Origin of the sequence: Klebsiella sp. w6 (assembly GCF_033100215.1) — a bacterium.
Classification (GTDB): Bacteria; Pseudomonadota; Gammaproteobacteria; order Enterobacterales; family Enterobacteriaceae; genus Klebsiella; species Klebsiella variicola.
In genome coordinates, this window is sequence record NZ_CP136907.1 from 823,401 (window position 1) to 849,376 (window position 25,976).

At 53.9% G+C, this 25,976-nt stretch carries 26 protein-coding genes; 15 read left to right on the top strand and 11 right to left on the bottom strand.

Annotation, left to right across the window (positions count from 1 at the left end; all coding sequences use genetic code 11):
* Positions 1-215: 215 nt before the first annotated feature.
* Both fimE and fimB read right to left on the bottom strand, forming a co-directional pair.
* Positions 216-824, bottom strand: coding sequence for a type 1 fimbria switch DNA invertase FimE (gene fimE, locus R0140_RS04085; protein WP_012540621.1), 609 nt, complete (start codon positions 822-824; stop codon positions 216-218).
* A 463-nt stretch (positions 825-1,287) separates the two neighbouring features.
* Positions 1,288-1,893, bottom strand: coding sequence for a type 1 fimbria switch DNA invertase FimB (gene fimB, locus R0140_RS04090; RefSeq protein ID WP_012967261.1), 606 nt, complete (start codon positions 1,891-1,893; stop codon positions 1,288-1,290).
* A 244-nt stretch (positions 1,894-2,137) separates the two neighbouring features.
* On the opposite strand from fimB, the gene R0140_RS04095 reads away from it, so the two are divergent.
* The gene (locus R0140_RS04095; RefSeq protein WP_153242724.1) at positions 2,138-2,335 is read left to right on the top strand and encodes a hypothetical protein; all 198 of its coding nucleotides are present in this window, start codon (positions 2,138-2,140) and stop codon (positions 2,333-2,335) included.
* A 410-nt stretch (positions 2,336-2,745) separates the two neighbouring features.
* Here R0140_RS04095 and R0140_RS04100 read toward each other — a convergent pair whose 3' ends face one another.
* Positions 2,746-2,991: a hypothetical protein gene (locus R0140_RS04100; protein WP_008806377.1), complete on the bottom strand. Its 246-nt coding sequence runs from the start codon at positions 2,989-2,991 to the stop codon at positions 2,746-2,748.
* A 349-nt stretch (positions 2,992-3,340) separates the two neighbouring features.
* Here R0140_RS04100 and yehD point away from each other — a divergent pair, with 349 nt between their 5' ends.
* The 5 genes from yehD to R0140_RS04125 all read left to right on the top strand — a co-directional run bounded on the left by yehD (position 3,341) and on the right by R0140_RS04125 (position 9,217).
* The gene (gene yehD / locus R0140_RS04105) at positions 3,341-3,883 is read left to right on the top strand and encodes a fimbrial protein YehD (protein ID WP_008806376.1); all 543 of its coding nucleotides are present in this window, start codon (positions 3,341-3,343) and stop codon (positions 3,881-3,883) included.
* A 61-nt stretch (positions 3,884-3,944) separates the two neighbouring features.
* Positions 3,945-4,628, top strand: coding sequence for a fimbria/pilus periplasmic chaperone (locus R0140_RS04110; RefSeq protein WP_012540626.1), 684 nt, complete (start codon positions 3,945-3,947; stop codon positions 4,626-4,628).
* A gap of 12 nt (positions 4,629-4,640) precedes the next feature.
* Positions 4,641-7,121 carry a fimbrial biogenesis outer membrane usher protein gene (locus R0140_RS04115; protein WP_012967262.1) on the top strand — a complete coding sequence of 827 codons (2,481 nt, stop codon included), beginning with the start codon at positions 4,641-4,643 and terminating at the stop codon, positions 7,119-7,121.
* Positions 7,122-7,133: 12 nt separating this feature from the next.
* Positions 7,134-8,123, top strand: a complete 990-nt coding sequence (locus R0140_RS04120; RefSeq protein ID WP_012967263.1) for a fimbrial protein — start codon at positions 7,134-7,136, stop codon at positions 8,121-8,123.
* A 137-nt stretch (positions 8,124-8,260) separates the two neighbouring features.
* A complete protein-coding gene (locus R0140_RS04125) occupies positions 8,261-9,217 on the top strand; it encodes a nickel/cobalt transporter (protein WP_032731217.1) in 957 nt (318 codons plus the stop codon).
* Here the strand turns inward: R0140_RS04125 and R0140_RS04130 are convergent.
* Positions 9,214-9,720, bottom strand: a complete 507-nt coding sequence (locus R0140_RS04130; RefSeq protein ID WP_012540630.1) for a MarR family winged helix-turn-helix transcriptional regulator — start codon at positions 9,718-9,720, stop codon at positions 9,214-9,216. The two genes, R0140_RS04125 and R0140_RS04130, sit on opposite strands and share 4 nt — an antisense overlap.
* Positions 9,721-9,801: 81 nt before the next feature.
* Here R0140_RS04130 and R0140_RS04135 point away from each other — a divergent pair, with 81 nt between their 5' ends.
* The gene (locus R0140_RS04135) at positions 9,802-10,698 is read left to right on the top strand and encodes an EamA family transporter (protein WP_012540631.1); all 897 of its coding nucleotides are present in this window, start codon (positions 9,802-9,804) and stop codon (positions 10,696-10,698) included.
* Positions 10,699-10,793: 95 nt separating this feature from the next.
* Here R0140_RS04135 and R0140_RS04140 read toward each other — a convergent pair whose 3' ends face one another.
* A complete protein-coding gene (locus R0140_RS04140) occupies positions 10,794-11,003 on the bottom strand; it encodes a YdgH/BhsA/McbA family protein (protein ID WP_002916131.1) in 210 nt (69 codons plus the stop codon).
* 705 nt (positions 11,004-11,708) lie between these two features.
* Between R0140_RS04140 and mrkA the strand changes: the two genes are divergently transcribed.
* The 5 genes from mrkA to mrkF all read left to right on the top strand — a co-directional run bounded on the left by mrkA (position 11,709) and on the right by mrkF (position 17,247).
* The gene (gene mrkA, locus R0140_RS04145; protein WP_008806369.1) at positions 11,709-12,317 is read left to right on the top strand and encodes a type 3 fimbria major subunit MrkA; all 609 of its coding nucleotides are present in this window, start codon (positions 11,709-11,711) and stop codon (positions 12,315-12,317) included.
* A gap of 95 nt (positions 12,318-12,412) precedes the next feature.
* Positions 12,413-13,114, top strand: coding sequence for a type 3 fimbria chaperone MrkB (gene mrkB, locus R0140_RS04150; protein ID WP_012967265.1), 702 nt, complete (start codon positions 12,413-12,415; stop codon positions 13,112-13,114).
* Between the two features lie 11 nt (positions 13,115-13,125).
* Positions 13,126-15,612, top strand: a complete 2,487-nt coding sequence (mrkC, locus tag R0140_RS04155) for a type 3 fimbria usher protein MrkC (RefSeq protein ID WP_008806367.1) — start codon at positions 13,126-13,128, stop codon at positions 15,610-15,612.
* The gene (gene mrkD, locus R0140_RS04160) at positions 15,603-16,598 is read left to right on the top strand and encodes a type 3 fimbria adhesin subunit MrkD (protein ID WP_032733785.1); all 996 of its coding nucleotides are present in this window, start codon (positions 15,603-15,605) and stop codon (positions 16,596-16,598) included. Before mrkC ends, mrkD begins: the two co-directional genes overlap by 10 nt.
* A 13-nt stretch (positions 16,599-16,611) precedes the next feature.
* A complete protein-coding gene (gene mrkF, locus R0140_RS04165) occupies positions 16,612-17,247 on the top strand; it encodes a type 3 fimbria minor subunit MrkF (protein WP_012540633.1) in 636 nt (211 codons plus the stop codon).
* A gap of 36 nt (positions 17,248-17,283) precedes the next feature.
* Here the strand turns inward: mrkF and R0140_RS04170 are convergent, their stop codons facing one another.
* The 6 genes from R0140_RS04170 to R0140_RS04195 all read right to left on the bottom strand — a co-directional run bounded on the left by R0140_RS04170 (position 17,284) and on the right by R0140_RS04195 (position 22,634).
* Positions 17,284-18,000 carry a cyclic-di-GMP phosphodiesterase MrkJ gene (locus R0140_RS04170; protein ID WP_032740977.1) on the bottom strand — a complete coding sequence of 239 codons (717 nt, stop codon included), beginning with the start codon at positions 17,998-18,000 and terminating at the stop codon, positions 17,284-17,286.
* A gap of 143 nt (positions 18,001-18,143) precedes the next feature.
* Positions 18,144-18,716, bottom strand: coding sequence for a transcriptional regulator MrkI (locus R0140_RS04175; protein WP_022064922.1), 573 nt, complete (start codon positions 18,714-18,716; stop codon positions 18,144-18,146).
* Between the two features lie 17 nt (positions 18,717-18,733).
* Positions 18,734-19,438 carry a transcriptional activator MrkH gene (mrkH, locus tag R0140_RS04180; RefSeq protein ID WP_008806362.1) on the bottom strand — a complete coding sequence of 235 codons (705 nt, stop codon included), beginning with the start codon at positions 19,436-19,438 and terminating at the stop codon, positions 18,734-18,736.
* A gap of 382 nt (positions 19,439-19,820) precedes the next feature.
* The gene (locus tag R0140_RS04185; protein ID WP_012967270.1) at positions 19,821-20,699 is read right to left on the bottom strand and encodes an aldo/keto reductase family oxidoreductase; all 879 of its coding nucleotides are present in this window, start codon (positions 20,697-20,699) and stop codon (positions 19,821-19,823) included.
* A 119-nt stretch (positions 20,700-20,818) separates the two neighbouring features.
* Entirely contained in the window at positions 20,819-22,048 is a 1,230-nt protein-coding gene (locus R0140_RS04190) for an amino acid permease (protein WP_110184894.1), read from the bottom strand.
* Positions 22,049-22,172: 124 nt separating this feature from the next.
* Positions 22,173-22,634 (bottom strand): multidrug/biocide efflux PACE transporter, encoded by a 462-nt coding sequence (locus tag R0140_RS04195; protein WP_008806359.1) that lies wholly within the window; start codon positions 22,632-22,634, stop codon positions 22,173-22,175.
* A gap of 102 nt (positions 22,635-22,736) precedes the next feature.
* On the opposite strand from R0140_RS04195, the gene R0140_RS04200 reads away from it, so the two are divergent.
* From R0140_RS04200 to ompK26, 3 genes are all read left to right on the top strand, one after another.
* Positions 22,737-23,606, top strand: a complete 870-nt coding sequence (locus R0140_RS04200; RefSeq protein WP_032755442.1) for a LysR family transcriptional regulator — start codon at positions 22,737-22,739, stop codon at positions 23,604-23,606.
* A 118-nt stretch (positions 23,607-23,724) separates the two neighbouring features.
* The gene (locus tag R0140_RS04205) at positions 23,725-24,903 is read left to right on the top strand and encodes an acetyl-CoA C-acetyltransferase (RefSeq protein WP_008806357.1); all 1,179 of its coding nucleotides are present in this window, start codon (positions 23,725-23,727) and stop codon (positions 24,901-24,903) included.
* Between the two features lie 249 nt (positions 24,904-25,152).
* Complete coding sequence (gene ompK26, locus R0140_RS04210) at positions 25,153-25,848, top strand: KdgM family porin OmpK26 (RefSeq protein ID WP_012967271.1); 696 nt, start codon at positions 25,153-25,155, stop codon at positions 25,846-25,848.
* Positions 25,849-25,976: the final 128 nt, after the last annotated feature.

Below are 25,976 nucleotides of genomic sequence, written 5' to 3' on the forward strand. Positions count from 1 at the left end.
ATAGCGATGGCGCTGGCGAAGGATCGCCGGTGCAACGGGAGTATGGTGGGAGAAAAGTGAGTGATTGCGTGATTAAAAATATATAATAATCAATAAACTATGATTTTTTCTGCAGAAATATAGCGCGGTGAGTTGCAAAACATTACAAAACATTTTTATGATATAAACAGTTTGGCCCCAATTGACCTGTTAGCAATTTATTTTGTTGTATTAAATCAATCGCTTAAATCATTTTCCTTTGACAGGCCTTTTTCCTCTAAAAGATTATTTCTTTCCCAAATCCCGGCAAAACGCGCCGCATTGCTGGCAGTGTAGCGTACCGTGTGACGAATATTACGATGTCCCAGATAATCCTGTATCAAACGGGTATCTGTACCTCTTTCCGCCAGTTCATAGCCGCAGGCGTGACGCAGCATATGAGGGTGCGTGTGCGTAACGGTGCCCGCATTTTCACCGGCGGATCGAATAATACGATATGCCTGCTGGCGTGAGAGCGGCGTACCGCGACGAGAGATAAACAGCGCGTCGGTTTTTGCCGCCGCTTTCCAGCCGGCGCGGACCTGACTCCAGCGTTCGATTGCCTCGCGCTCATCAAAGCGCAGCGGATGAATAGTCGAAAAACCGTTCTTAAGCCGCCGCACATTGACCCGTCCTTCATGCAGATCCAGATCGTGATAGTGCAGATCCAGCAGTTCGCTGATGCGCATGCCGTGGCGAAAGGCAAGCAGGATGAGGCAGTAATCCCGTTCACCGGTTGGGCCCTGGCGAGCGGCCTGCATCATTGCCTGAACTTCTTTGGCGGTAAGAAAACGACGTCGGTTCACAATATTAGCTCCTGAAAAAAGGATGAATGACCGTCACGGCGAAACCTTACGCCATGACGAAAAGAATGCGTAATGCTAAAACGTTGTAGGGTGAAGTTGATTAACTACGAATAGATAGCACATTACATTGACTGATACTAAAAATATCGCCGGGCGATAATTCTTAATTTTAAAGATTTTAATCGTTGTCTCAATAGCCTCTCCAGATGTTATCGCCAGGTGCATAAAATAAAAGGATTTTTTTCTGGCGCACGTTGTCATTAAAAAAACGGTGCGGAAATTTTACTCGAGCAATAAATAATTCGGTCAAATCCAGAATGAACGCAGGGTTAAATTGACGCGGAGCTGGCAGGAATAAATAAGAACTTGCGGGAACAGTAATCATAATTAACGCAGGGTTAATTATAATAAATGTTATAATTTGCGAGCAGGTTGCGAGACAACGCCATCCTTGGCGTCAAGGTTATTGGATCAAAGACGATCGCTGTTTGTCGCGCGTATTGTCCCAGATGCCATAGAAACGTCCCGCGTTGCTGGCGGTATACCAGACGGTATGGCGGATATTGCGATGCCCAAGGTAATCCTGGATCAAACGGGTATCGATCCCCATATTGGCCAGCGCAAAGCCACAGGAGTGACGCAGCATGTGTGGGTGGATCTCCAGCGGTAATCCCGCCAGATCCCCTGATGAGGCGATAATCTGATAAAACTGCTGGCGAGAAAGGGGATTACCTTTGCGGGAGAGAAACAGCCATTCGCTGGCTGCCTGCGGCCAGCTGCTGCGAATGGCCAGCCATCGCTTTAGGGCGTGGATCTCTTTCTCCAGCAACGGATGGGTAGTTGAAAACCCCTTTTTGAGTCGATGGATGTAAACGCAGCGGGCAGCAAGGTCGATATCCGATATTCGTAGACGGCAGATCTCGCTGGCTCGCAGACCGTGAATGAAGCACAGTAATGTCAGGCAATAATTCCGTGCGGCATAGAGACCGGTATCGGCGGCTTTAAGTAAAGACTCGATCTCATTCTGAGTCAGGAAGTTCCTTTTTTTTATATCGGCGTTATTCGTCATGGTTTTCCCTTTTATTGCAGGCATATTTTTCTCTTTCCAGGCCTGCGTCAGGTCATTGTTAAATTCGACTGCCTTTTTATTTTGAAACGGCGTGCTGATAACGTTTTAATCTCATACGAAAGCGTTTCACCTGGTGAAGGCAAAATCTGAATGCTATCGCTGAGTGAGCGTGCGGTATCATAGGCTATCTCCATCGCCACCGATAAGGCGCCGCAAGCTGAAGGGTAAAGAAAGGGTTAGCGGGTTGAAGTGGCGTCGCTTTCCTGGTGGTTTCCACGTCCTGTACATCCCTGATCCTCTTGATGATGCCCGCATGATGATGAAGGCGCGGGCTTCCGGCCGCGGCAAGGCGGCCATCAATGCCGTCATGATTTATTGCCTGCCTGCTGGACATCATTGCGCCAGCAAACCAACCTCCCGCGCCAACAACCTTCGGGAATAGCATGAGAAATTTCTCAGACAGAATACAACTCTGCATCGTCTGGATAGCATTCACTGCAAAACTACAACAGTGATTAAACCATACTGCAAAAAGCCTGGGGATAATAGCCATTGTCTGTATGAGGGCACTTTACGCTGTATTTCAGTAATTCAGTTTAATCTAAAGCATGTGGTCGAAGTGGAGTGGTATCAGGCACGGTAAGCGCTAGTGGCGGCGATATTAGTGGGCTGGAAAAAAGGGGGATATGATGAGGACCGGGATACGGTCTGAGGGGGGCGCGGGAATATTCTGCGCTATGCTAAGAATAAGGCGCATGCCACAAACGTCAGCCAGACAACTGAAGTATGAGGGGGCGTTAAAGGCTCCGGCGGCGGGAGGAATGACGTCCTGGAGACGCCAAAACCTCAGTTTCACCATTTTTCGTCACGTGCTTCCTGGCGACCTTCGCGGCGGTTTTCCCGTTTATCGTGACGGCAGCTGGCGTTGCTTTGATTGTTATTGCGGACGCATTCCTGCTTGGTATCACGACCTTGCTCGCGGCTATCCTGTCGGATATCGCGGGCGTCCTGGCGTTTGTCGCCACGCCAGGTCGCCTGCGCCGAAAACGATGGCGCCAGCAGCGCGACGCAGACCAGGGCAAGTAAGCCTCTTTTCATGGAGATGGCCTTCTGTTTTTATAAACACAATAAATAATTAGCAGGTAATTATAAAATTATCATATAGCTTAAGTGAGGATAGCACAAAATGCGTCGCTGCCAGCGATAACGTTGTTTTTTATTAAATGAATTCGTCGTTTCTGATGTCTATGTTTTTATTGTGTTTTAATGCGATATAAGCAACATAACTTTTGGATGAGTCGTAGATATAATGAATTATTTGGCTTGATATTAGTCAAGTGAATTAAATACGTCTGTTGTGAATGATTAAGTCGCGTGCAATATTTACCGCATGAGTTTTTTCTCATCTCATAAGCCAAATGGATAAACAAATAAAAGGAACTATATTATGAAGCGTTTAACTGTTGCTGCAGCAGTCCTGTCCACCGTATTTATGAGTGCCGGTGCTTTTGCGGATACTGACCAGGGTGAAGTTATTATCACCGGACGCGTTGTGGGAACCACGTGTCAGTTTCTTGATGGCAACAACTCTACCACTATTACGATGAACCAGGTCGGGCAGGAAAGTCTTGCAAGTCTGGGTGCCGGCGCCACCTATACCGGCATTAAAAACAGCACCACGGTGCCATTAAAATTAAAATGTACCGGTGCTGCGCCGAAAATCAGCCTGGCACGTAACCAGTTTGATACCACTTACCCGAACATTACGAAAAATACCGTAGCGGGTGGCGCATCCGGCGTCGGCTTTGTGGTGACAGCGAATGACGCCGAACTAAACGCCAACTCGCTGATTCCTCTTAATGGGGATCCTGATGAAAACGGTGTATATACCATTGATTTTTCAGCACAGTATGCGGTGGTGGCCGCAGGTAACGCAGTCACCCAGGGCGATGTTGAGTCAACCCTTACGCTGACCGTGGTAACCGAGTGATGCTGTCACCCGGCGAGACGCAGGGCGTTCGCCGGGTCTCTGTTTACATGGAGTGAAAGAGATGAAAGGATTCATTCTGCTGCTACTGACCTTTTTCATTATCCCCGCGCAGGCGGGTATTGTGATCTATGGGACGCGCGTTATTTATCCGGCCGGTAAAAATGAGGTGATGGTGCAGTTAATGAATCGCGGCGATCGCGGCGCCCTGGTACAGGCGTGGATCGACGACGGTAATACTTCCATTGCCCCGGAAAATATCCGCGTACCTTTTCTTATTTCACCGCCGGTGGTGCGCGTCAGAGCCAATACCGGTCAGCAGCTTAAAATAAAAGCATTATCCAATACGTTACCGCAAAATCAGGAAAGTTTATTTTATTTGAATGTCCTCGATATCCCACCCAATGCCAGCGTGAATGATGGTAAAAATGTGGTGAAATTTGCGATCCAAAATCGAATTAAGTTGTTTTATCGCCCGGAAGGTGTCGCTGGCGTTACGCAGGCCAGTTTTCATCATTTAGACCTGCAGCAAAAAGGTAAAAATGTACTGCTTAAAAATAACAGCGCAAACTGGATAACGATCCCTGAAATTAAAGTGAATAATGTGAAAGGAAACAGTAAAGCCATTATGCTGGCGCCATTTTCACAGCAAATGATCACCCTCAGCGGCAGCGTTGCCAGACAGTACAAAATAACTCTTATTGATGATTATGGAAATTATATTAGTGATAGCATCAGCGTAAAATAAAAAGAGGTGGTTATGTTAAGGATGACATCACTGGCCCTGGCAATTATTGCATCATTATTTGCTGAAGCCCTGGCGGCAGAAGAGACCTTTGATACCAACTTTATGTTCGGCGGGATGAAAGGGGTCAAAGACAGTCACTATCAGTTTACAGATGACGCACCGATTGCGGGTGAATATAACCTGGATGTGTATGTCAATAACAAGTGGCGTGGGAAATATGACCTGACAGTGAAGGAGCAGCCAGGGGAAAGCTGCTTGTCACACTCCCAGCTGCAGCAGCTCGGTATTAAAGCCGAGAGGCTGGACAAAAAGGATCTGGCGCAATGCATCACGCTACGCGAGGCTGTGCAGGGGGGGAAATATCATTTTGATATCTCCACCCTGACCCTCGAGCTCACTGTCCCGCAGGCGTTTGTTAATGAGCTGGAGGCGGGCTATGCTTCCCCGGAAAGCTGGGACCGCGGGGTCAACGCCTTCTATACGTCCTATTATGCCAGTCAGTATTACAGCGATTATAAAAGCGCCGGGAATAACAAGAGTACCTTTGCCCGTTTTACCAGCGGTTTAAATCTCCTGGGATGGCAACTGCACTCTGACGCCAGCTATAACAATAATGATTCTGGCGCCGGTGAGTGGAAAAGTAACACCCTTTATCTGGAGCGAGGCTTCGGCGAGATAGAGAGTACGCTGCGCGCTGGCGATATGTACACATCAGGCGATATATTCGACACTGTGCGCTTTCGCGGGGTGCGCTTATATCGCGATATGCAGATGTTGCCCAACTCCAGACGCAACTTTACGCCGATCGTCCAGGGGATTGCGCAAAGCAATGCCCTGGTCACCATTGAGCAAAATGGCTTTGTCATTTATCAGAAAGAGGTGCCGCCCGGTCCCTTTGCCATCGCTGATTTACAGATGGCCGGCGGCGGGGCCGATCTTGACGTGAGCATCAGAGAAGCAGACGGGACGGTCACCAGCTATCTGGTTCCCTTTTCTTCCGTTCCCAATATGCTGCAGGCAGGCGTCTCGAAATACGATCTTGCTGCCGGACGCAGCCATATTGAGGGGGCCGATCGGCAGGCTGATTTTATCCAGGGGACCTATCAGTATGGTCTGAACAATCTGCTGACGCTGTATGGTGGTTCGATGCTGTCGAATCACTATTCGGCTTTTACCCTCGGGACGGGCTGGAATACCTGGCTCGGCGCTATTTCCGTCGATGCCACCCAGTCGCACAGCGAGCAGGATAACGGCACCTATGATGGACAAAGCTATCAGGTGGCTTACAGTAAATTCCTCACCCCAACCCAGACCCGTTTTGGCCTCGCGGCCTACCGCTATTCCAGCCGCGATTACCGCACCTTTAACGATCACGTGTGGGCGAAGAACAGAACCCACTATCACCGCGACGAAAATGATGTCTACGATATTGCCGATTATTATCAATATGATTTCGGCAGGAAAAATTCCCTGTCGGCCAGTTTGAGTCAGGCGCTTCCGGCGGGCTATGGCGCGATTTCCCTGAGCGCCCTGTGGCGCGACTACTGGGGAAAAAGCGGCAGCAATAAAGATTATCAGCTCGGCTACTCGAATACCTGGCAGCGGCTGACCTATACGCTATCGGCCAGCCAAACCTATGACGAATATCATCACCAGGATAAGCGATTTAATCTTTATTTCTCCATTCCGTTCAGTTGGGGGGACGACCTGACCGCGCCGCGCCGTCGGTTGAATCTGTCTAACTCCACCACCTTCGATAACAGTGGCTTTGCCTCCAATAACACCGGACTGAACGGCATTGCCGGCTCGCGCGATCAGTTCAGCTACGGGGTTAATCTCAGTCATCAGCAGCAAAATAATGAAACCGCTGCCGGGGCCAACCTTACCTGGAATGCCCCGCTGGCCACACTGAGCGGAAGTTACAGCCAGTCGTCAAACTACACCCAGGCCAGCGGAAGCCTGTCCGGGGGCATGGTGCTCTGGTCCGGGGGCGTGAACCTGGCGAATCGGTTATCAGACACCTTCGCGATTTTGCAGGCGCCGGGGCTGGAGGGGGCTTATGTCAATGGTCAGAAATACCGCACCACCAACGGGAAAGGGATCGTGCTCTACGACAACCTCACGCCGTTCCGTGAAAACGCCCTGATGCTGGATGTGTCGGATTCCCACAGTACGACGGAACTGAAAGGCAACCGGAAAATGGTGGCTCCGTATCGGGGGGCTGTGGTGGTCAGCCACTTTGATACCGACCAGCGTAAGCCGTGGTTGATTCATGCCCGACAAGCCGCGGGTGAGCCGCTGCCGTTTGGTTATGAAATCGAGGATAACCGGGGGCAGAATGTCGGGGTCGTGGGCCAGGGCAGCTTATTATACATCCGCACGGATACTGTTCCGTCGACGCTGAAAGTGGCTGTTGATAAAGCAAATAATCAGTACTGCACGATCACCTTTAAACAAACCATTGATGAAGAGCAGACCTATGTCTGCCGGTAAAGGAATATTACGATGAGATGGCTACTGTTTCTGCTATTCACCTTCAGTACCTTTGGCGCCTGGGCGGGGAACTGCGACCTGAACACCAGTCATATCCAGAAAGGGATTGAGGGGTACGGTACCTATATTTTCAAACCCGTCACCCTCTCCGGTACTCTGGCGTTACGCGAAGGCACCTTTACCAATGATGACTGGCTGTTTGTTTGTCAGTCATTACAGAACGTCGTGATTACCCTGACAGGAGAAGCGCAGCACAGCACCGAGTATAATTTCCTGGTGGGCCACGAAAAATATAAAATTAAATTCGACCTGTCGCCGCATAATATTTCCGGCACCGATTTGACCGAAAAAATTCACTATAAATTGTCTGACATTTTTAATGATACCGCCTCGATTAGCTATGCCATTAGTAAGGGAGAGGTCGCAGGCAGGCCGGTGATCACCCCCGGTCAGCCCTTTACGGTAAGTTATAAACTCAATCTAAGATATTGTCAGAATAAGGATAAAGAGTGCACCGATATCCCCATTACCTATATTTATCATATCATTTTGCAAATCAACGTGATGACCTGTGGTTTTGAGAATCCGACGACGGAAATCAACATGGGTGAATATAATTTCATCGATATTAAACAGGGAACCGTAGCGTACCGCCCGGAGGTGATCTATATCGACTGCCGCCAGGGAGAGTCCGGTGTACTGGAACTGACGCCGGGCAAGATTGAGTACTCGTTCAGGAGCGCATCGGGACTGAAAAACGGCCAGGTGTTAGCCAACGATGAGGAATTATCTGCCACCGGCGCCGGTGAGGTCGGGTTCCATATTCAGGATGCCAGCGGGGCGGATATCCAGTATGACAATGGCTACCTGTACGAAACGCCTCAGGAAGCCGTGCACGGCAAAAACCCAATTACCCTTAATATCAAGCCAATGAAGTATGGCGAGAATATACGTACCGGGGAGATGAAAAGCCGGGTCATCATCGTGGTCAACAATAACTAACCCCGCTTTGCCTGTCGACGCCAGCCCAGGCTAATGTTATCTCTATCTGTCAGGGGGCATACCGCTTCCCCTGGCCGACAGGGCAGGCAAACGGTTCGCCGCCCGGTGAGATAAACTCTTTACGCAATGGCATAATGATGAATACTCCGATTGCGCAGCGCGACTGGCGCCTGCTGGCGGCCGGGAGCGGCGGGCTCCTTCTGCTGGTGGCCGGCATCATGTTGCACAGCCACTGGGGCGATTTTCTCCAGTGGTGCCTCGCCACCCAAATAACCTTACATCGCTATCTGGTGATGTATCTTTTACTGCTGAATAATCACCAGTACAGCGGCGGCGTCTGGCTGTTAGTGGGCGCCTTTCTCTACGGCGTGCTGCACGCCATCGGGCCGGGTCACGGCAAGTTTATCGTCACGACTTACCTGAGCACCAACCCGGAGAGCCTGATGGCGGCGCGGGTGGTGCCCTTTCTCGGCAGCCTGTTGCAGGGCGTCAGCGCCATCCTCTTTGTCTTTATTCTCGCGGTAGGACTGAATCTGGCCGCCGGCGATCTCAGCGCCAGCCGCTGGTACGTTGAGAAGATCAGCGCCCTGACCATCGGCGCCTTTGGAATTTACATTATCTTTCGCGCGCTGCAGAACCTGGGGCCGGGCAAGAGAGTGATTCGCGCCATGACGCCGGCGCATCAGCATGATGCCTCGTGCGGCTGCGGGCACCACGGCGTGGGGCACAACCTGCACGGCGCCGATTGGAAAACACGCCTTGGCGTGGTGCTGGCCATCGGCGCCCGCCCCTGCAGCGGGGCAATCATGATCTTGCTGTTCGCCAACGCGCTGGGGATTGTCAGCTGGGGCATCGCCGCGGTGATGACCATGGCGCTGGGCACCGGACTTTCGATCCTCGGTCTGTCACTGACGGTGCACTATGCCCGTCACCGTATGGCCAACAGGCTGACGGTGGGGAGTCGTCCGCGGCCCTGGCTGGTGCCGCTGGTGAAGATCCTCGGCGGGCTGGCGCTGATCCTCTTTGCCGCCGGGTTGTTTTTCACCGTGGTGCCGATCAGCGCCAACGGCGACTTTATCGCCGCCGGCTGTTAACGACTTTCCAGCAGGTGCATCAATACCCGCAGCGCCTGATCCAGTTGCAGGCGTTCGCTGTCACTGAGTCCTGCCAGCAGCTGCCGTTCATTATCGACATGCGTTTCCACCGCCTCATCGATCCGCTCACGCCCGACAGGAGTCAGGGCGACCAGCATACTGCGGGCATCCTCCGGGTTCGGCAGGCGGGTAATAAATCCGCGTTTCTCCAGCGCCTTCAGGCGATGAGTCATGGTGCCGGAGGTGATCATCAGCGTGGAGAAGAGCTGGGTCGGCGAAAGAGTGAAAGGGGGGCCGGCGCGGCGCAGCGTCGCCAGCATATCAAACTCCCAGCGCACCAGATCGTGGCGCGTAAAGGCCACTTCCACCTGCGGCTCCAGCAGCATGGCGCATCGTTTCAGGCGGCCTATCGGTCCCATTGGGCTGCAGTCCAGATCCGGTCGCTCCCGCTGCCACTGGGCGAGAATGCGATCCACGGCGTCGATCGCGGGTGATTTGTCCATCAGTGCTCACTTGTCTTGATATCAAGATACTTGTCGGTACATACTTCAGTCACCAATTTAGCTTGAAGTGAAGATAAAATCATGGCTTTTCTCTCACGTAGTCTGATGATCGACTTACTGCTCACCGCGCTGGCACCCGCTATCTGGGGGACGACCTATATCGTCACCTCCCAGTTCCTTCCTCCCGATCGGCCATTTATCGCTGCGCTGCTGAGGGTGTTGCCGGCAGGCATCGCCCTGCTGATCTGGAGCCGTCGTTTCCCGCAGCGCGGCGAGTGGGCAAAGCTTATCGTTACCGGCATTTTAAATATCGGCGCTTTCCAGGCGCTGCTGTTTATCGCTGCCTATCGCTTACCCGGTGGACTGGCGGCGGTGATTGGCGCGATCCAGCCGCTGCTGGTGATGCTCCTCGCCTGGTGCGTTGATCGGCAGCGCTCGCCCTGGCTGGCGGTGTTCTCCGCCATCGCCGGTATACTCGGTATGGCCATGCTGCTGCTGTCGCCGCACACCGTCCTCGACCCGCTGGGGATCGGCGCGGCGTTTCTCGGCGCGATCAGTATGGCGCTGGGCACCTGGCTCTCCCGCCGCTGGGCGCTCTCCTTGCCGATTGTCGCGTTGACCGGCTGGCAGCTGGCGATTGGGGGAGTGGTGCTGGCCCCGGTGGCGCTGATCGTTGACCCCCCTCTGCATCAGGTGACAGCGCTGCAGGTCGCAGGCTATCTGTGGCTGTGCGTCGCGGGCGCCATGCTGGCCTATGGCCTGTGGTTCCGGGGGATTGGTCGCCTCTCGCCGGTGGCGGTGTCGGCGATGAGTCTGCTGAGCCCGGTGACCGCCGTGGTGCTGGGATGGATTTTCCTTGGACAAAAGATCCAGGGGATGGCGCTGGTGGGGTTGATCGTGGTGCTGGCGAGCGTGCTGTCTATCCAGCGCGCGCTGGCGCGCCAGGCGGCGGGAGCAAAAACGAAAAAAGCCCCATAACGGGGCTCGACATTGCTGCGTGCGGGGGGGGCGGCGGGAGCCAGACCAGCCACCCGCAGGCGGCCTGTCCGGCAGCTCCCTCTGCAACCATTCGCTTATTTAGACAGCTCGGCGGTCATATGGACCTGGTTGCCGGTGTACGCTTCGGTGATGTGGTAGGAAGCGCCTTGTTCTTTCGCAATGGTCGCGATTTTCGCTTCTGCGCTGTCCAGGGTGTCGGCAGTCACGCTCACCGGATGCGCGAAGCTAGCAAAAGAAACCAGGGAGAGCATACCGGCAGCGGCGAGTAATTTTACGTTTTTCATGGTGTTTGTCCTTTTAACTTTTATGGTGGAAAGCGTGTTTGCTTTCGATGGACTTATAATAAGTCTGCTAACTATAACGTGCGTTGCAAAAAGTGCGATTTAGATCACATTTTTATGGCGGTTTGATGGCGGAAATATGATCGTTTATCGATTTTTTAATTTAAAAACAATGGATTAATGATTTGTTTCTGGAAGGGGATATCACATGGGCTGCCCTTGTTCAGGGAGAGGAATGCGCCTCATTCATGCTTTCATCATTCGTTGTATGAATGGTTTGGTGCTGTTTTCACCACCGCAAAGGCAGATTCAGACTTATCGCGATGGCCTTCCGAGGGCTTTTTCTGCATGCTGTTGCGGTCACTTTCTCTCGCACTGGCGTTAGGCTTGCTGCGCTGTAAACAACCACCCTCTCGTTTTCATCTATCAATGACTGTTTATTAATAGTTGATGGTTATCTGTTATATAACTTAATGAAACGTGAACAAATGTATATTTGTCGGCGAATAAATAGCATTCTTTGACGCCGATAGCACCAGCGAACTGATATTTTTAAGTTCGTTACCTGACGCCTTAAATATTGCGGCTCCCGGTCAGTCGAAGATTCTATTAGCAGTGGCATAAATCAGCATCGCCTGATGTTTCTGGTTCTATGCGAATTCACAGTGTGCTCATTGATTCGTAATTCACTCTGACAAGGAAATGGCAATGAAAAAGGTTCTTCTCTCTGCAGCAATGGCAACCGCGTTTTTTGGCATGACTGCTGCCCATGCAGCTGATACCAATGTTGGCGGCGGCCAGGTTAATTTCTTCGGTAAAGTTACCGATGTATCCTGTACTGTTTCTGTTAACGGCCAGGGCAGCGATGCGAACGTTTACCTGTCTCCGGTAACCCTGACTGAAGTTAAAGCGGCAGCAGCGGATACTTATCTGAAACCGAAATCTTTCACCATTGACGTCTCTAACTGCCAGGCTGCTGACGGCACCAAACAGGATGACGTAACCAAACTGGGCGTGAACTGGACCGGCGGTAACCTGCTGGCTGGCGCAACCAGCAAACAGCAGGGTTACCTGGCGAACACCGAAGCTTCCGGTGCCCAGAACATCCAGCTGGTGCTGTCTACTGACAACGCCACCGCGCTGACCAACAAAATCATCCCGGGTGACAGCACTCAGCCGAAAGCAAAAGGCGATGCTGCTGCTGTAGCCGATGGCGCGCGCTTCACCTACTACGTTGGTTATGCGACCAGCGCACCGACCACAGTAACTACCGGTGTGGTCAACAGCTACGCGACTTACGAAATTACCTATCAGTAATTCCGCCAGAAAATAAAACTGCCCCGCTCCGGGGCAGTTAATAACAATAATAAAGCGGCGATGTCCGCCGCTTGTATTTTTATTCTGAGGTCAGCATGAAGCGTATTGCCCTTTTTTTCTGTTTCATTTTTAGTTTTGCGGCCCATGCCAACAACATTATTGTTAACGGTACCCGCTTTATTTATCCAGGAAATGAAAAAGAAATAACGGTACAGCTTTCAAATAACGCCGACCGTCCGGCACTGGCGCAGGCCTGGCTGGATAATGGCGATGCCGATGCCACACCGGATACCATTACCACCCCGTTTATTATCACCCCGCCGATCTCGCGCGTTGACGCCAAAAGTGGCCAGACGCTGCGTATTAAGCTCGGCAGCAGCGCCGGTCTGGCGAAAGATAAAGAGACACTGTGGTGGTTGAATCTGCTGGAAATTCCACCGGTAGTGGCCAATCAGAAAAATGAAGGCCAGAACGTGCTGCAGCTGGCGATCCGTTCCCGCTTTAAATTTATTTACCGCCCTGCCGGACTGGGCAACCGCGATGCGGCGGCCGAGAAGCTGACGCTGACTGCCAACGGCAGCAGTCTCGCCATCAATAACCCGACACCGTTCTACATTACCGTCAGCCGTATTTCCCGCGACGGCGGTAAAGCCCTGAACAGCAAAACCGTGATGCTGGCGCCGCAGTCCAGCCAGACGGTAGCACTCTCCTCCGCCGTCAACCGCGGCGAAACCCTGACCGTTAACAACATTAATGACTATGGCGCCGATGTCGCAGTGAAAGTGGCCGTTAAATAAGGGAAAATCTAATGAAGCAGAGGTCATTCTGCCCGGGAAGATTAAGCACCGCGATAGCCATCGCGCTGTGCTGCTTTCCGCCATTTTCCAGCGGACAGGAAAACCCGGGAACGGTATATCAATTTAACGACGGCTTTATTGTCGGTAGCCGCGAGAAGGTCGATCTGTCTCGCTTTTCGACCAGCGCGATTACCGAAGGCACTTACTCCCTTGACGTCTACACCAACGACGAGTGGAAAGGGCGCTACGACCTGCGCATCGCGCGCGACAAAGACGGTAACCTTGGCGTTTGCTACACCAAAGCGATGCTGACGCAGTACGGCATCGCGGCGGAAAAGCTTAACCCAAAGCTCAGCGAACAGGAGGGGTACTGTGGTAGCCTCAAATCCTGGCGTAACGAAGAAAACGTCAAAGACAACCTGGTCCAGTCCTCCCTGCGGTTGAACATTTCGGTGCCGCAGATCTATGAAGATCAACGTCTGAAAAACTATGTCAGCCCGGAGTTCTGGGACAAAGGCATTACTGCGCTCAATCTGGGCTGGATGGCCAACGCCTGGAACAGCCACACCTCTTCGGTCGGCGGCTCGGATAACAGCAGCGCCTATCTTGGCGTCAACGCCGGCCTGTCGTGGGACGGCTGGCTGCTGAAGCACATCGGCAACCTGAACTGGCAACAGCAGCAGGGTAAAGCGCACTGGAACAGCAACCAGACCTATCTCCAGCGCCCCATTCCGCAGCTCAACTCCATCGTCAGCGGCGGTCAGATTTTTACCAATGGTGAATTTTTCGACACCATCGGTCTGCGTGGGGTCAACCTTTCCACCGATGACAATATGTTCCCGGATGGCATGCGCTCGTATGCCCCGGAAATTCGCGGCGTGGCGCAGAGCAACGCCCTCGTCACCGTGCGCCAGGGCAGCAACATTATCTATCAGACCACCGTTCCGCCCGGGCCGTTTACCCTGCAGGATGTCTATCCTTCCGGCTATGGCAGCGACCTTGAGGTCTCGGTGAAAGAGGCGGATGGCTCGGTGGAAGTGTTTAGCGTGCCTTACGCTTCCGTCGCCCAGCTGTTGCGCCCGGGAATGACCCGCTACGCGCTCTCCGCCGGTAAAGTGGACGACAGTTCTCTGCGTAACAAGCCGATGCTCTATCAGGCCACCTGGCAGCACGGTATCAACAACCTGCTGACCGGCTATACCGGGGTCACGGGTTTCGACGACTATCAGGCCTTCCTGGTGGGGACCGGGATGAACACCGGCATCGGCGCGCTCTCCTTTGACGTGACCCATTCGCGGCTGAAGAGTGATACCCATGATGATTCGGGGCAGAGCTATCGCGCCACCTTTAACCGCATGTTTACCGATACCCAGACCAGCATCGTGCTGGCGGCGTATCGCTACTCGACGAAAGGTTATTACAACCTCAACGACGCGCTGTATGCCGTCGATCAGGAAAAAAACAGCCGCAGCAACTACACCCTGTGGCGGCAGAAAAACGGCATGACCTTCACCGTGAACCAGAACCTGCCGGACGGCTGGGGCGGGTTTTATCTGAGCGGTCGCGTCTCCGACTACTGGAACCGCTCCGGGACCGAGAAGCAGTATCAGGTCAGCTACAACAACTCATTTGGTCGTCTCTCCTGGTCGGCGAGCGCGCAGCGCGTTTACACGCCAGACAGCTCCGGTCATCGCCGCGACGATCGCATTTCACTTAACTTCAGCTACCCGCTGTGGTTTGGCGATAACCGCACCGCCAACCTGACGTCGAACACCTCGTTCAACAACTCGCGCTTTGCCAGCTCGCAGATTGGTATCAACGGTTCGCTGGACAGTGAAAACAACCTTAACTACGGCGTGTCGACCACCACGGCCACCGGCGGCCAGCACGACGTGGCGCTCAACGGCAGCTACCGTACGCCATGGACCACGCTCAACGGCAGCTACAGCCAGGGCGAAGGCTATCGCCAGAGCGGCCTGGGCGCCAGCGGGACGATGATCGCCCATAGCGGCGGCGTGGTGCTCTCGCCCGAAAGCGGCTCGACGATGGCGCTGATTGAAGCCAAAGACGCTGCCGGCGCCATGCTCCCGGGGTCGCCGGGCACCCGTGTGGACAGCAATGGTTACGCCATCCTGCCGTATCTGCGCCCGTACCGGATTAACGCCGTCGAGATCGACCCGAAAGGTAGCCTTGACGATGTCGCCTTCGATCGCACCGTGGCGCAGGTTGTGCCGTGGGAAGGCAGCGTGGTTAAGGTGGCGTTCGGCACCACGGTGCAGAACAACCTCACGCTGCAGGTGCGCCAGGCGAACCATGAGCCGCTGCCGTTTGCGGCGAGTATTTTCTCTCCTGATGGTAAGGAGATCGGCGTTGTCGGCCAGGGCAGCATGATGTTTATCAGCGATGCGAATGCCAAACGCGCGATTGTGAAGTGGAGCGGCGGGCAGTGTTCGGTGGATCTGGGACCGCAAACAACAAAGGATAGCGTATGTCGCTGAGGAAATTACTAACGCTTTTTATCGTCTTAATGGCGCTGGGAACCACCTCCTCCTGGGCCGTCTGTACGCGCCTTTCTTCGCCAACGGTGATGCTGGACATGGTGGTGGGCAGGGTGGTGGTGCCTCCGGATCTGCCGGTGGGGTCGGTGATCCTCACCCGCGACTGGACGATGAGCGCCCCCGGCGGCGCGAGCTATCGCTGTACCTCCGGCACCAACCGCTTCGCGGCGAAGATTGTTGCGCCAGGGGCCACGGACCTCGGGAATAAAATCTATTCCACCAACGTGCCGGGTATCGGCATGCGTTTCAGCCGCGGCGGCGCGACGGTCAATATCGTCTATCCCGACGTCTTTTCGTCTCGGGTATCGAGTACCACCAACTATTCGCTGGAGGGATCGCGCTTTACCCTGGAGATAATCAAAACTGCGGCAACCACCGGCAGCGGCACCCTGGCGACGGGAAAATACACCTCCTATGACTGGGAGAGCGGCGGCAACCCGATCCTCGAAACCTATCTGAGCGCCAACGCCATCACCGTGGTTTCGCCCTCCTGTACGGTGATGAGCGGGAAGAATATGAATGTCGATGTGGGCTCCATCCGGCGCAGTGACCTGAAAGGGGTGGGCACTACCGCGGGCGGGAAAGATTTTAATATCGATCTGCAGTGCAGCGGCGGCCTGAGCGAAACCGGGTATGCCAACATCAGCACCTCGTTTTCCGGAACGTTGGCTACCAGCACGACGGCGACTATGGGCGCGTTGCTCAATGAAAAGGCCGGTAGCGGTATGGCAAAAGGCGTCGGTATTCAGGTACTGAAGGATGGATCGCCGCTGCAGTTTAATAAGAAATACACCGTTGGCCGCTTGAATAATCAGGAGATCCGCTACATCACCATCCCGCTGCACGCGCGCTTTTATCAGTATGGCCCGACGACCAGCACCGGCGAGGTGGAGTCGCATATGATCTTTAACCTGACGTACGATTAATACGGGAGGGGGAATGAAGGGATTGCCGAAACACACTATCGCGTGGCTGCTATTCTGCGGCAGCCTCGCCGCCCCCTCGGCGTGGGGTTTCGAGACCAATTATGACCGCGGACGGGTCGAATTTGCCGGGCGGGTGACGGATATTTCCTGCAGCGTCGCGCTGAATGGCGGTCAGCATGCCGGCAATGGCAACGTCTGGCTGGCGCCGGTCAGCCTGGCGGAAGTGCACGATCGCGGGGCCGGGGCGTTTATGAAGCCGCAGCCATTTACCCTGGCGCTGTCAAACTGTCAGTTGCGCCATGACGGTGGGGCCGCCTCGCAGGACGAAGTGCGACGGGTCAGCGTTCGCTGGATTGACGGTTTTTTACTGACGGCGGTCGGGAATGAGAATGCGGGCTATCTGGCCAATACCTTGCCAGATGGGGCGCAGAATATTTATCTGGCGCTGTCGACCAATGATAATAATACGCTGGATAAAAGTAATAAAATTGTCCCGGCGGACCCGCAGCAAAATCAGGTGCATTTGCAGGAAAACGCGGTCAGCGGTGGGCTGTTCACCTATTACGTGGGCTACGTTTCGCCAACGCCAAAAAGCGCCACCAGTGGGCCGATTACCAGTTGGGCAACGTGGGAATTAGTTTATAATTAAGCAATGCAAAAAAGCCGGAGAATCCCCGGCTTTTTTTTATCGGGTAATATCGTCAGCAACCAGTTGTTCAATACTGACTTCTTGCCAGTAATGGCCCTGAATGGCAAACCATTCCATTCCCTGCAACCATTTTTTATGGTCTTCGCTTTCCACCCCCTCAATAATCACGTTGTGATGATTGCGGGATAAAAAGGTCACCAGGGCATCCATTAACTGGCGGCCTGACTCTTTGCGCATCAGATGCCAGAAAAAATCTTTATCAATTTTGACATAGTCAAAATGATACCCTCTGATGGCGTTAATCCCCGCATAGCCTGAGCCGAAGTCATCGAGCCACAGCGAGGTATCTTGCGGGTTTTGCCAGGCGGCCAGGGAATTATTGAGAAGATTCTCAGCGTTTTCGGTCACTTCGAAATGGACGCAGGCGAGTACGGCAATTTTATCTTTTATTTCCTTCTGACGCAGCAGATTCAGGATATGGTCATCGACGTTAATGGTGGCGGAAATGTTGTTGCGTAAAAACCAATCTTTATGTTTTTCAATCAATGCCAGTTGCTCGAGAAAAATACGCTCACGAACCGCCGCGGTAGCATGACGAAAAAAATACTCAGGAGAGACGGTAAGATTATCGAAGCGGCTCAGGCATTCAACCGCGACTAAGGTACCTTGTGGGGAAAACATTTTCTGAAAGACGTAGCGTACAGCGATATCATTACGAGATAAAATGTTGTCTTCGGTTATTTTAGTGTTCATTATCCCTCATCACGAGGTTAGTCAGACAATAGGCAGAGGATACACTAATTATAGGCTACCTGATGGTTAATGGGAATGGCAGGAAATGTAAATCAACAGCGAATAAGTACGCTTTATCCGCTATTGATTTACTGGAGCATAATTTAACATTGATGGAGTGCGGCAATACGCTGGTTCATGGCGCGGGAATTATCAATGCCCAGCTTTTGCATGATATGGATACGATGGCTGTGAACCGTTTTATGGGCAATGCCGAGCAGGGCGGCAATACGCTTGTTATTATTGTTGGCAATCAGCAGTTCGAGGATCTGGCACTCTCGTGGCGACAGCTGTTTGCGCAACCTTCGCGGTGGCAGTTCGCTGGCGCCCTCTGCGCGCTTGACGATAGAGGAAAAAAGAGATAATGGAGATTTTTCGCTAATAATCATGGCATTATCAATAGTTATCAACTCTCTGCACAGGGCGACAATGTCGCTTTTCACCACCAGTACCGGCTGTTGGCAGCGCTGCAGAGAAAGGCGAAGCGCGTTCAGCAGGTCGACGATTCTGATGGCAGAAATATCCTTATTAATTAAATTGAAAATAACCGTCTGAGCCAGTGGTAGATGTTTCTCATGGATAACGTCGCCATAACCAAGACGGGTGATATTTTCATGGCTATCAATAAGGTAGTGATAGATTGAGTGACCAATGAGATTATCATTGGTGTACAGCAATATACTGTCCAAGGGTATCAGATTCTCTTTTTGCGCTTGGCTTCTAAGATCAGGTCCAGCAGTATCTTCTCTATTCTGCGCTGGTCATCGAGATGGCGGAACTTAAACTGGCAGGATATCTGATAGTAGCTTTCACTCTCTTCATTGGCGTCATCAAGGGTGATAACAATGACATTCTTTACCACCAGGTCAATGGTGATCTCACCATATTCCGCGAGCATCAGTACAGCATTTTTCAGTAAGGCGTTATGGCTGAGAAATTTCAGGTTCGGCGTCCTGGTCATCAATGCGCAACCGCCATCTGAAATGTCTTTGATGTCGAAAAGATAGTTTTCGCCATTTTTATGGCGACCGCGGCAATAAAAATCATGTTCGTGGCGTAAACGAAAACGGGGATCGCGGCGGCGCTGTACGACCTGCAGACATTCAGGCAAAGAAAAGGCGTAGCGGATACCTTTATCCACACCGCTATTGTCATGTTTTGTCAGGGGTGCATTAAACTCTATTTTCCCTGAATCACTATGCAGGAGAAAGCGAATTTTATGCCCCGGCGGGATTTTGCGGTGAGTCTGAATATGGAACTCGGCAAAATCCACACGTGTCAGTTGGGTTACGATACTCGTGTTGTTAAAAAATATTTCAATTTCAGTACGTTTGCGCAACTCCTCTCTGAAAATAGCAATAATTTCATACTTACTGGTCTTTATCGTTCCCTCTGTCATGTGCTTCCCTTGTAAATAGTTGTCGTGAGGCGTTTGATTTTTCTTATAGCAATAGCAACATTCTGATTGGGTTAATCAGATGTTTTTATGAGCGTTTGATGTTATTGACTATCTTTGCAGCCAGATTGATATGTATAAACTTGGAATTCGATATTGTGTTTCCTGTAATCAAGAGTTTCAAATTTTGGTCATGACAAAAACGACAACGGCCTCCATGCTGGAGACCGGTCGAAGGATAAAAACAGTAGTTTGATTAACGGGGATAATGAGAAAACGATCGTCGATCACACCCCATTTGTAAGATCTATAGTGCCAGCAGTGTTGAGGTTTTTCCAGGCAAATATTAAGGATAGCTGTCGTTCCCCCCATTTCTCCCCATGGGTCAGGGGCGTGCGCGGGTGGCGATATTATCGAGGATGCGCAGGGCGTCTGCCGGCAGGACCAGCTGCGCGGCGGCAATATTTTCCGCCAGATGCGTGCGGGATGACGTGCCGGGGATCAGCAGAATATTCGGTGAACGCTGAAGCAGCCAGGCCAGGGCGACCTGCATCGGCGTCGCCTCAAGCGAGGCCGCGACCTCGTTCAGCTCTTGCGCCTGGAGTGGCGTAAAACCACCCAACGGGAAGAAGGGCACCCACGCGATGTGCTGCGCGGCGAGCGCATCGACCAGCGCGTCGTCGGCGCGATGGGCAATGTTATAGAGGTTTTGCACGCAGACGATGGGCGTCATTTTCTGCGCATCCGCGACCTGTTTTGCCGTCACGTTGCTGAGGCCGATATGGCGGATCAATCCCCGCGCTTTGAGCTCCAGCAGGGTAGTGAGCGGCGCCTCCAGCGAGCCTTCCACCGGGCCGTGAGGGCTGAGCATACTGCGCAGGTTCACCACCTCCAGCACGTCGAGCCCCAGGTTACGCAAATTATCCTCGACGGCCTGGGTCAGTTCGGCAGGCGACATGGCCGGCAGCCAGTTGCCCTTCTCGTCGCGGCGGGCGCTAACCTTGGTGACAATACACAGGTCGTCAGGATAGGGATGGAGCGCTTTGCGGATCAATTGATTGGTCACATGCGGACCGTAAAAATCAGAGGTATCGATATGGTTTACCCCGGCCTCGACGGCAGCCTGCAGGACGCGCACCGCCTCCTCGGGATCTTTCGGCGGGCCGAAGACGCCGGGGCCGGCCAGCTGCATCGCGCCATAACCCAACCGATAAACCTGGCGATCGCCGAGCGTGCCGCGACCGGATAAGGTGACACTGGACATACGAACTCTCCTTACGGTGGCTAAGCCGTAAGTGTAATCCGCTCAGGGGAAAGGGAAGGGCGAGAATGTTGTCAGAATGTGCGGCAGCGGCTCAGGTAAGCCGCTGCCGCAAGAGGCGATTAGCCAAAGAACATCACTGAAACGCAGAGCAGGCCGACCACCAGCGTAATGGCGTTACCCACCGAGCGGTACGGTTTAAGCGCCGGAATAAGCCAGGTGGACAGCGTGGGCATGATAAACAGGATCATGGCGATAAGCGGCCCGCTGATGGCGTAGATCATCGAAATGGCATTCGGGTTGATAAAGCACACCGCAAAGGTGAAGGCGGAGACCAGCAGGATCGACATCGCCCGGTTGAAGGCGCGGCTCTTACGCACCCCGACCAGCCCCAGCGAACTCTTGACGATTTCACTGGCGCCTTCAATCACCCCGAAGTAGGTGCCAAGGAAGGATTTCGACATGGCGACCACGGCAACGATGATGCCGGTTACCGCCAGCCAGCCGGGCGCGCCCGGCACCATCGACAGGGCGGAAAGGATGGTCACCCCCTGATCGCGGGCGCTTTCAATATAGGTCGCCGGGATCGCCAGCAGACAGCTGAAGACGAAAAACAGCACGCTGGCGCAGATGATGGTGTAGGCCACCTTCATGATTTTTTTGCATTTATCCATGGCCAGGTCGCCATGTTTCTCCTGCTGGTCGATAGCAAAAGTAGAAATGATCGGCGTATGGCTAAAAGCGAAAACCATCACGGGAATGGAGATCCAGATCTGATGGAGCGTGTGCGTGCTGAACTGCATCTGGCTGGTGAGGTGCTCAGGATGCCAGTCGCGGATTAAATAGAGGGAGAGAAACAGGAAGCAGGCGATAAGCGGGAAGACCAGAAAGCCCATCACCTTGATGGTGACCTGCCGCCCCATGAGAAAGATCAGGTTGAGGACCAGCACAACGCCCAGGCTCAGCAGCGCGCGCAGCGTGGGGGTCACCGGCGTACGATGCGCCACCTGCTCGGCCAGCGAGTTGGTGATGGCCACGGCATAGATGAGCACCACGACGAAGAAGGCGAGGAAATAGAGGCCGGTGATCAGGTTGCCGATTTTCTTACCATAGTAGTGATTGACTGCGCCGGTGATCCCGGTTCCCGGCGCGATATTGGCCGAGAGAATAAACTGGCTTAGCGCTTTGTGAGGCCAGTAGGTGAGCGGCCAGGCGACCAGCGCGGTGATGAACAGGACAATGGCGCCAGCCGAACCCAGCTGGATCGGTAGAAATAGCGTCCCAGCGCCTACTGCAGTGCCATATAAGGCAAAACTCCATAGAGTTTCTTCTTTAGACCAAATTTTAGACATTATGCGACTTTATCAACCGGTAAACCAAAAAAAAGGAGTGCAATTTACCATATTTATGGTTCGTCTGTTGCGATAGTTTTTGGTGATAAAGTCGCGGCGGATCGTGGAGGATCCGCCCGGGGCACTACCCGCGCGCCGGCTGGCGTGGGCGGCGGCGGCGGATAACGCGCTCGCGCAGGGTGTCCCATGCCCAGTTAAACGCCATGGTGTAGGGCAGGAAGAAGAGCATGAAGCCGATCTCCAGCATAAACGCCTGCAAGAGCGATACGCCCAGCACGATCGCCACCATGGTGACGCCAATGATGATGAATCCGGTCTCAAAGCCCAGCGCGTGCAGCGCACGCACTTTCAGTTGGCGGGGAAAGCGGGAGACCGGCCACAGGCGATCGAACATCGCGTTATAGATGATGTTCCATACCATCGCCAGGGTGGCGAGCAGAATACTCAGCCCGCCCATCTCCACGACCGAGCGCTGCATCAGCCAGGCGGCGGTAGGGGCGAGGATCAGCGTCGCCAGTCCTTCGAAGGTGATGGCGTGGATAACGCGTTCCGTAAGCGTCTTGCGCTGATGAGGGATCTGTTGCATGGCGAGCGACCTCCAGTTTTAGCCTGAACAGGAAATTACCCGGCATTTTATGGAAAAATATGATAAAAAAAAGATAGAAACCATCGATAAAGTAGATAGATTATGCGTTATTCCCCGGAAGCGTTAACCGCCTTTGTGGAGGCGGTTGACTGCGGATCGTTTTCCGCTGCCGCCCGTCGCCTGCGTAAAAGCCAGTCGACGATCAGTACCGCTATCGCCAACCTGGAGGCCGATCTCGGCGTGACCCTCTTTGACAGGGCAACGCGGCAGCCGACGCTGACGCCGCAGGGGGAGCAGGTGCTAAGCTATGTCAAAGCGATCCTCGCCGCCAGCGAGCGGTTGGATGAGCTGGCGGTGTCGCTCGCCGGTGAGACGGAACCGCGACTGACCTTCGTGCTCTCGGACACCCTGCACCCGGACGTGCTGGAAGATCTGCTGGTGCAGTTTGACCGCCGCTTTCCCCATACCGAGTTTGAGTGTTTGATTGGCGAAGACGAGGATGTGATCGATCTCCTGCAAAAAGCCCGCGCCCAGGTGGGGCTGATTGAGGCCAGAGATCGCTACCCGACCGACATCGGCAGCACCCGCCTGCCGCTGCAGACGGCGATGAGCATTTACGTGGCGCCTGACCATCCGCTGGCGGCGCAGGGCAAGGTCGTCTGGGATGAGCTGCGCAGCTGGCGTGAGCTGCGGTTGAGCACCTTTCTGGCCAGCGCCACCGAACCTGCCGCAGGTCAGGTCTGGTCGGCGCCAAACTATCTGCTGCTGCTCAGCATGGCAGTGCAGGGATTCGGCTGGTGCATTCTGCCCTGTGCGCTGGTGGCGGAGTTTGCGCCGCAGGGCGGGCTGGTGGCGCTTGATATTCCCGGCTGGCCGCGGGCGATTTCGGTCGATCTGCTGTGGAATAAGAAAGCGCCGCCGGGGGCGGCCGGCAGCTGGCTGCGTGAGCATCTGCAGCGGCGTGAACGTTAATAAAAAGCGGTTTCTTTGTGATTAGCTTCACTTTTTTTAAACAATTACAAAGTTTTTTGATAACAATTATCTAGTATATCGCTGTTTCTTTGCGCAAAAGCACGGGCAGGGGTAGAGGATGAAGGATGTCGTGATCGTCGGGGCGCTACGAACGCCGATTGGCTGCTTTCAGGGCGCCTTATCGCGCCATTCAGCCGTCGAGCTGGGGAGCGTGGTGTTGAAAGCGCTGGTTGAGCAGACAGGGATCGATCCGCAGAGTGTGGATGAGGTGATCCTCGGCCAGGTGCTGACCGCCGGTACCGGGCAAAACCCCGCGCGCCAGTCCGCAATTCGCGGCGGGCTGCCTAACACTGTATCGGCCATTACCATAAACGACGTCTGCGGCTCCGGCCTGAAGGCTTTGCACCTCGCCACCCAGGCGATTCAGTGCGGGGAAGCGGATGTGGTGATCGCCGGCGGCCAGGAGAATATGAGCCGCGCTCCGCATGTACTCACCGACAGCCGCACCGGCGCCCAGTTGGGCAACAGCCAGCTGATTGACAGCCTGGTGCATGACGGACTGTGGGATGCCTTCAACGATTATCATATGGGCGTTACGGCGGAAAACCTCGCCCGGGAATACGGCATCAGCCGCGAGTTGCAGGACGCCTGGGCGCTCAGCTCACAGCATAAGGCGCGCAAGGCGATTGATTCCGGCCGCTTTCGCGACGAGATTGTCCCGGTTATTACCGAGCATAACGGCGCGGCGCGCACCGTGGATACCGATGAACAACCGCGGGTGGATGCCAGCGCGGAAGGGTTGGCCAGCCTGCAGCCCACCTTCGACCGCCTCGGGTCGGTGACCGCCGGCAACGCCTCCAGCATCAACGACGGCGCGGCGGCGGTGATGATGATGAGTGAAGCCAAAGCCCTTGAACTGGGGCTGCCGATCCTCGCCCGGATCCGCGCCTTCGCCAGCGTCGGGGTCGATCCGGCGCTGATGGGTATTGCCCCGGTGCACGCCACCCGTCGCTGTCTGGAGCGGGCCGGCTGGCGGCTGGACGACGTTGATCTGATCGAAGCCAATGAGGCCTTTGCCGCTCAGGCGATCTCGGTTGGCCGGGTACTGGAGTGGGATGAACGGCGGGTCAACGTCAACGGCGGCGCGATCGCTCTCGGCCACCCCATCGGCGCCTCCGGCTGCCGGATCCTGGTATCGCTGGTGCATGAAATGATCAAGCGTGATGCCCGTAAAGGGCTGGCGACGCTGTGCATCGGCGGCGGTCAGGGCGTGGCGCTGGCGGTAGAGCGCGCCTGACACTCTGTCTCGATCTACATGGCCTCCTGCGGGAGGCCTTTTTTATGCGCCGCACTTTGCCGAACCCTGCTTTTTCTCGCGTATTTCACTTCCCTCCTGGCGAATTTATTGAGCTCCGTCACGTCTTGTTGTGCCACATTTTTTGAAACAAATAACTACGATCCTGGTCACTAAAACTAAGGTGCTTAAAAAATAAAATAACGTTTCATAAAAACGAAATGACATTTTATTTATTATAAGGGGTACCCTATGTTAAAACGATCTCTGGTTCTGGCCGCCCTCTGTGGTATGTCTTTTGCGGCAACTGCGGTAACGATAGATTTACGTCATGAATTTATAGATGGCGGCAAGAGCGATAAAAGTAATGCCGACCGCGTCTCCGTTTCCCACCGTTTTGCCAACGGGCTAGGCTTTACCGTCGAGGCCAAATGGCGCTCGGGTGGCGACAACGGTTCGCAGCCCTATTCAGACGTGGTGGGTAATGGACATGAAGACACCATCAGCTGGCGCTGGAAAGCAACGTCGAACTTTTTCCTCACCCCCGGGTTTACCATTGAGAGCAACGACAGCCGCTCCATCTACAAGCCGCACCTCCACGTGCAATACAGCTTCGACAACGGCTTCTATGTCGCCGCTCGCTATCGCTATGAATACACCCGTTATCCGAACAACGCCGGTAAAGATGATGACAAAGTTAACCGCGGCGACGCGTGGGCCGGGTTTGCGCTTGGTGACTGGCGTACAGAGCTGAACTATGTCTATGCCCGCAGTTCCGAAGGGGTCAGCCGCAACGACAACAAACCCTACTCGCAGGAATATAACGTGAAGGTGGCTTATAAGCTGGATAACAACTGGTCACCGTATGGTGAAATTGGCAACGTCGGGGTGAACGACCGCAGCGATCGTCAGACCCGCTTCCGCGTTGGGGTGGCCTACTCGTTCTGACAGACCATTCAGCCCTCATCGTTTGTTTTCCCCGGCGCCGTCAGCCGGGGTTTTTTATGGGGGAAAGAGAAGGGACAAAAAAAGCCCTCCACGAAGGAGGGCAAGGCCAGTGACAGAAAGACGTGTGG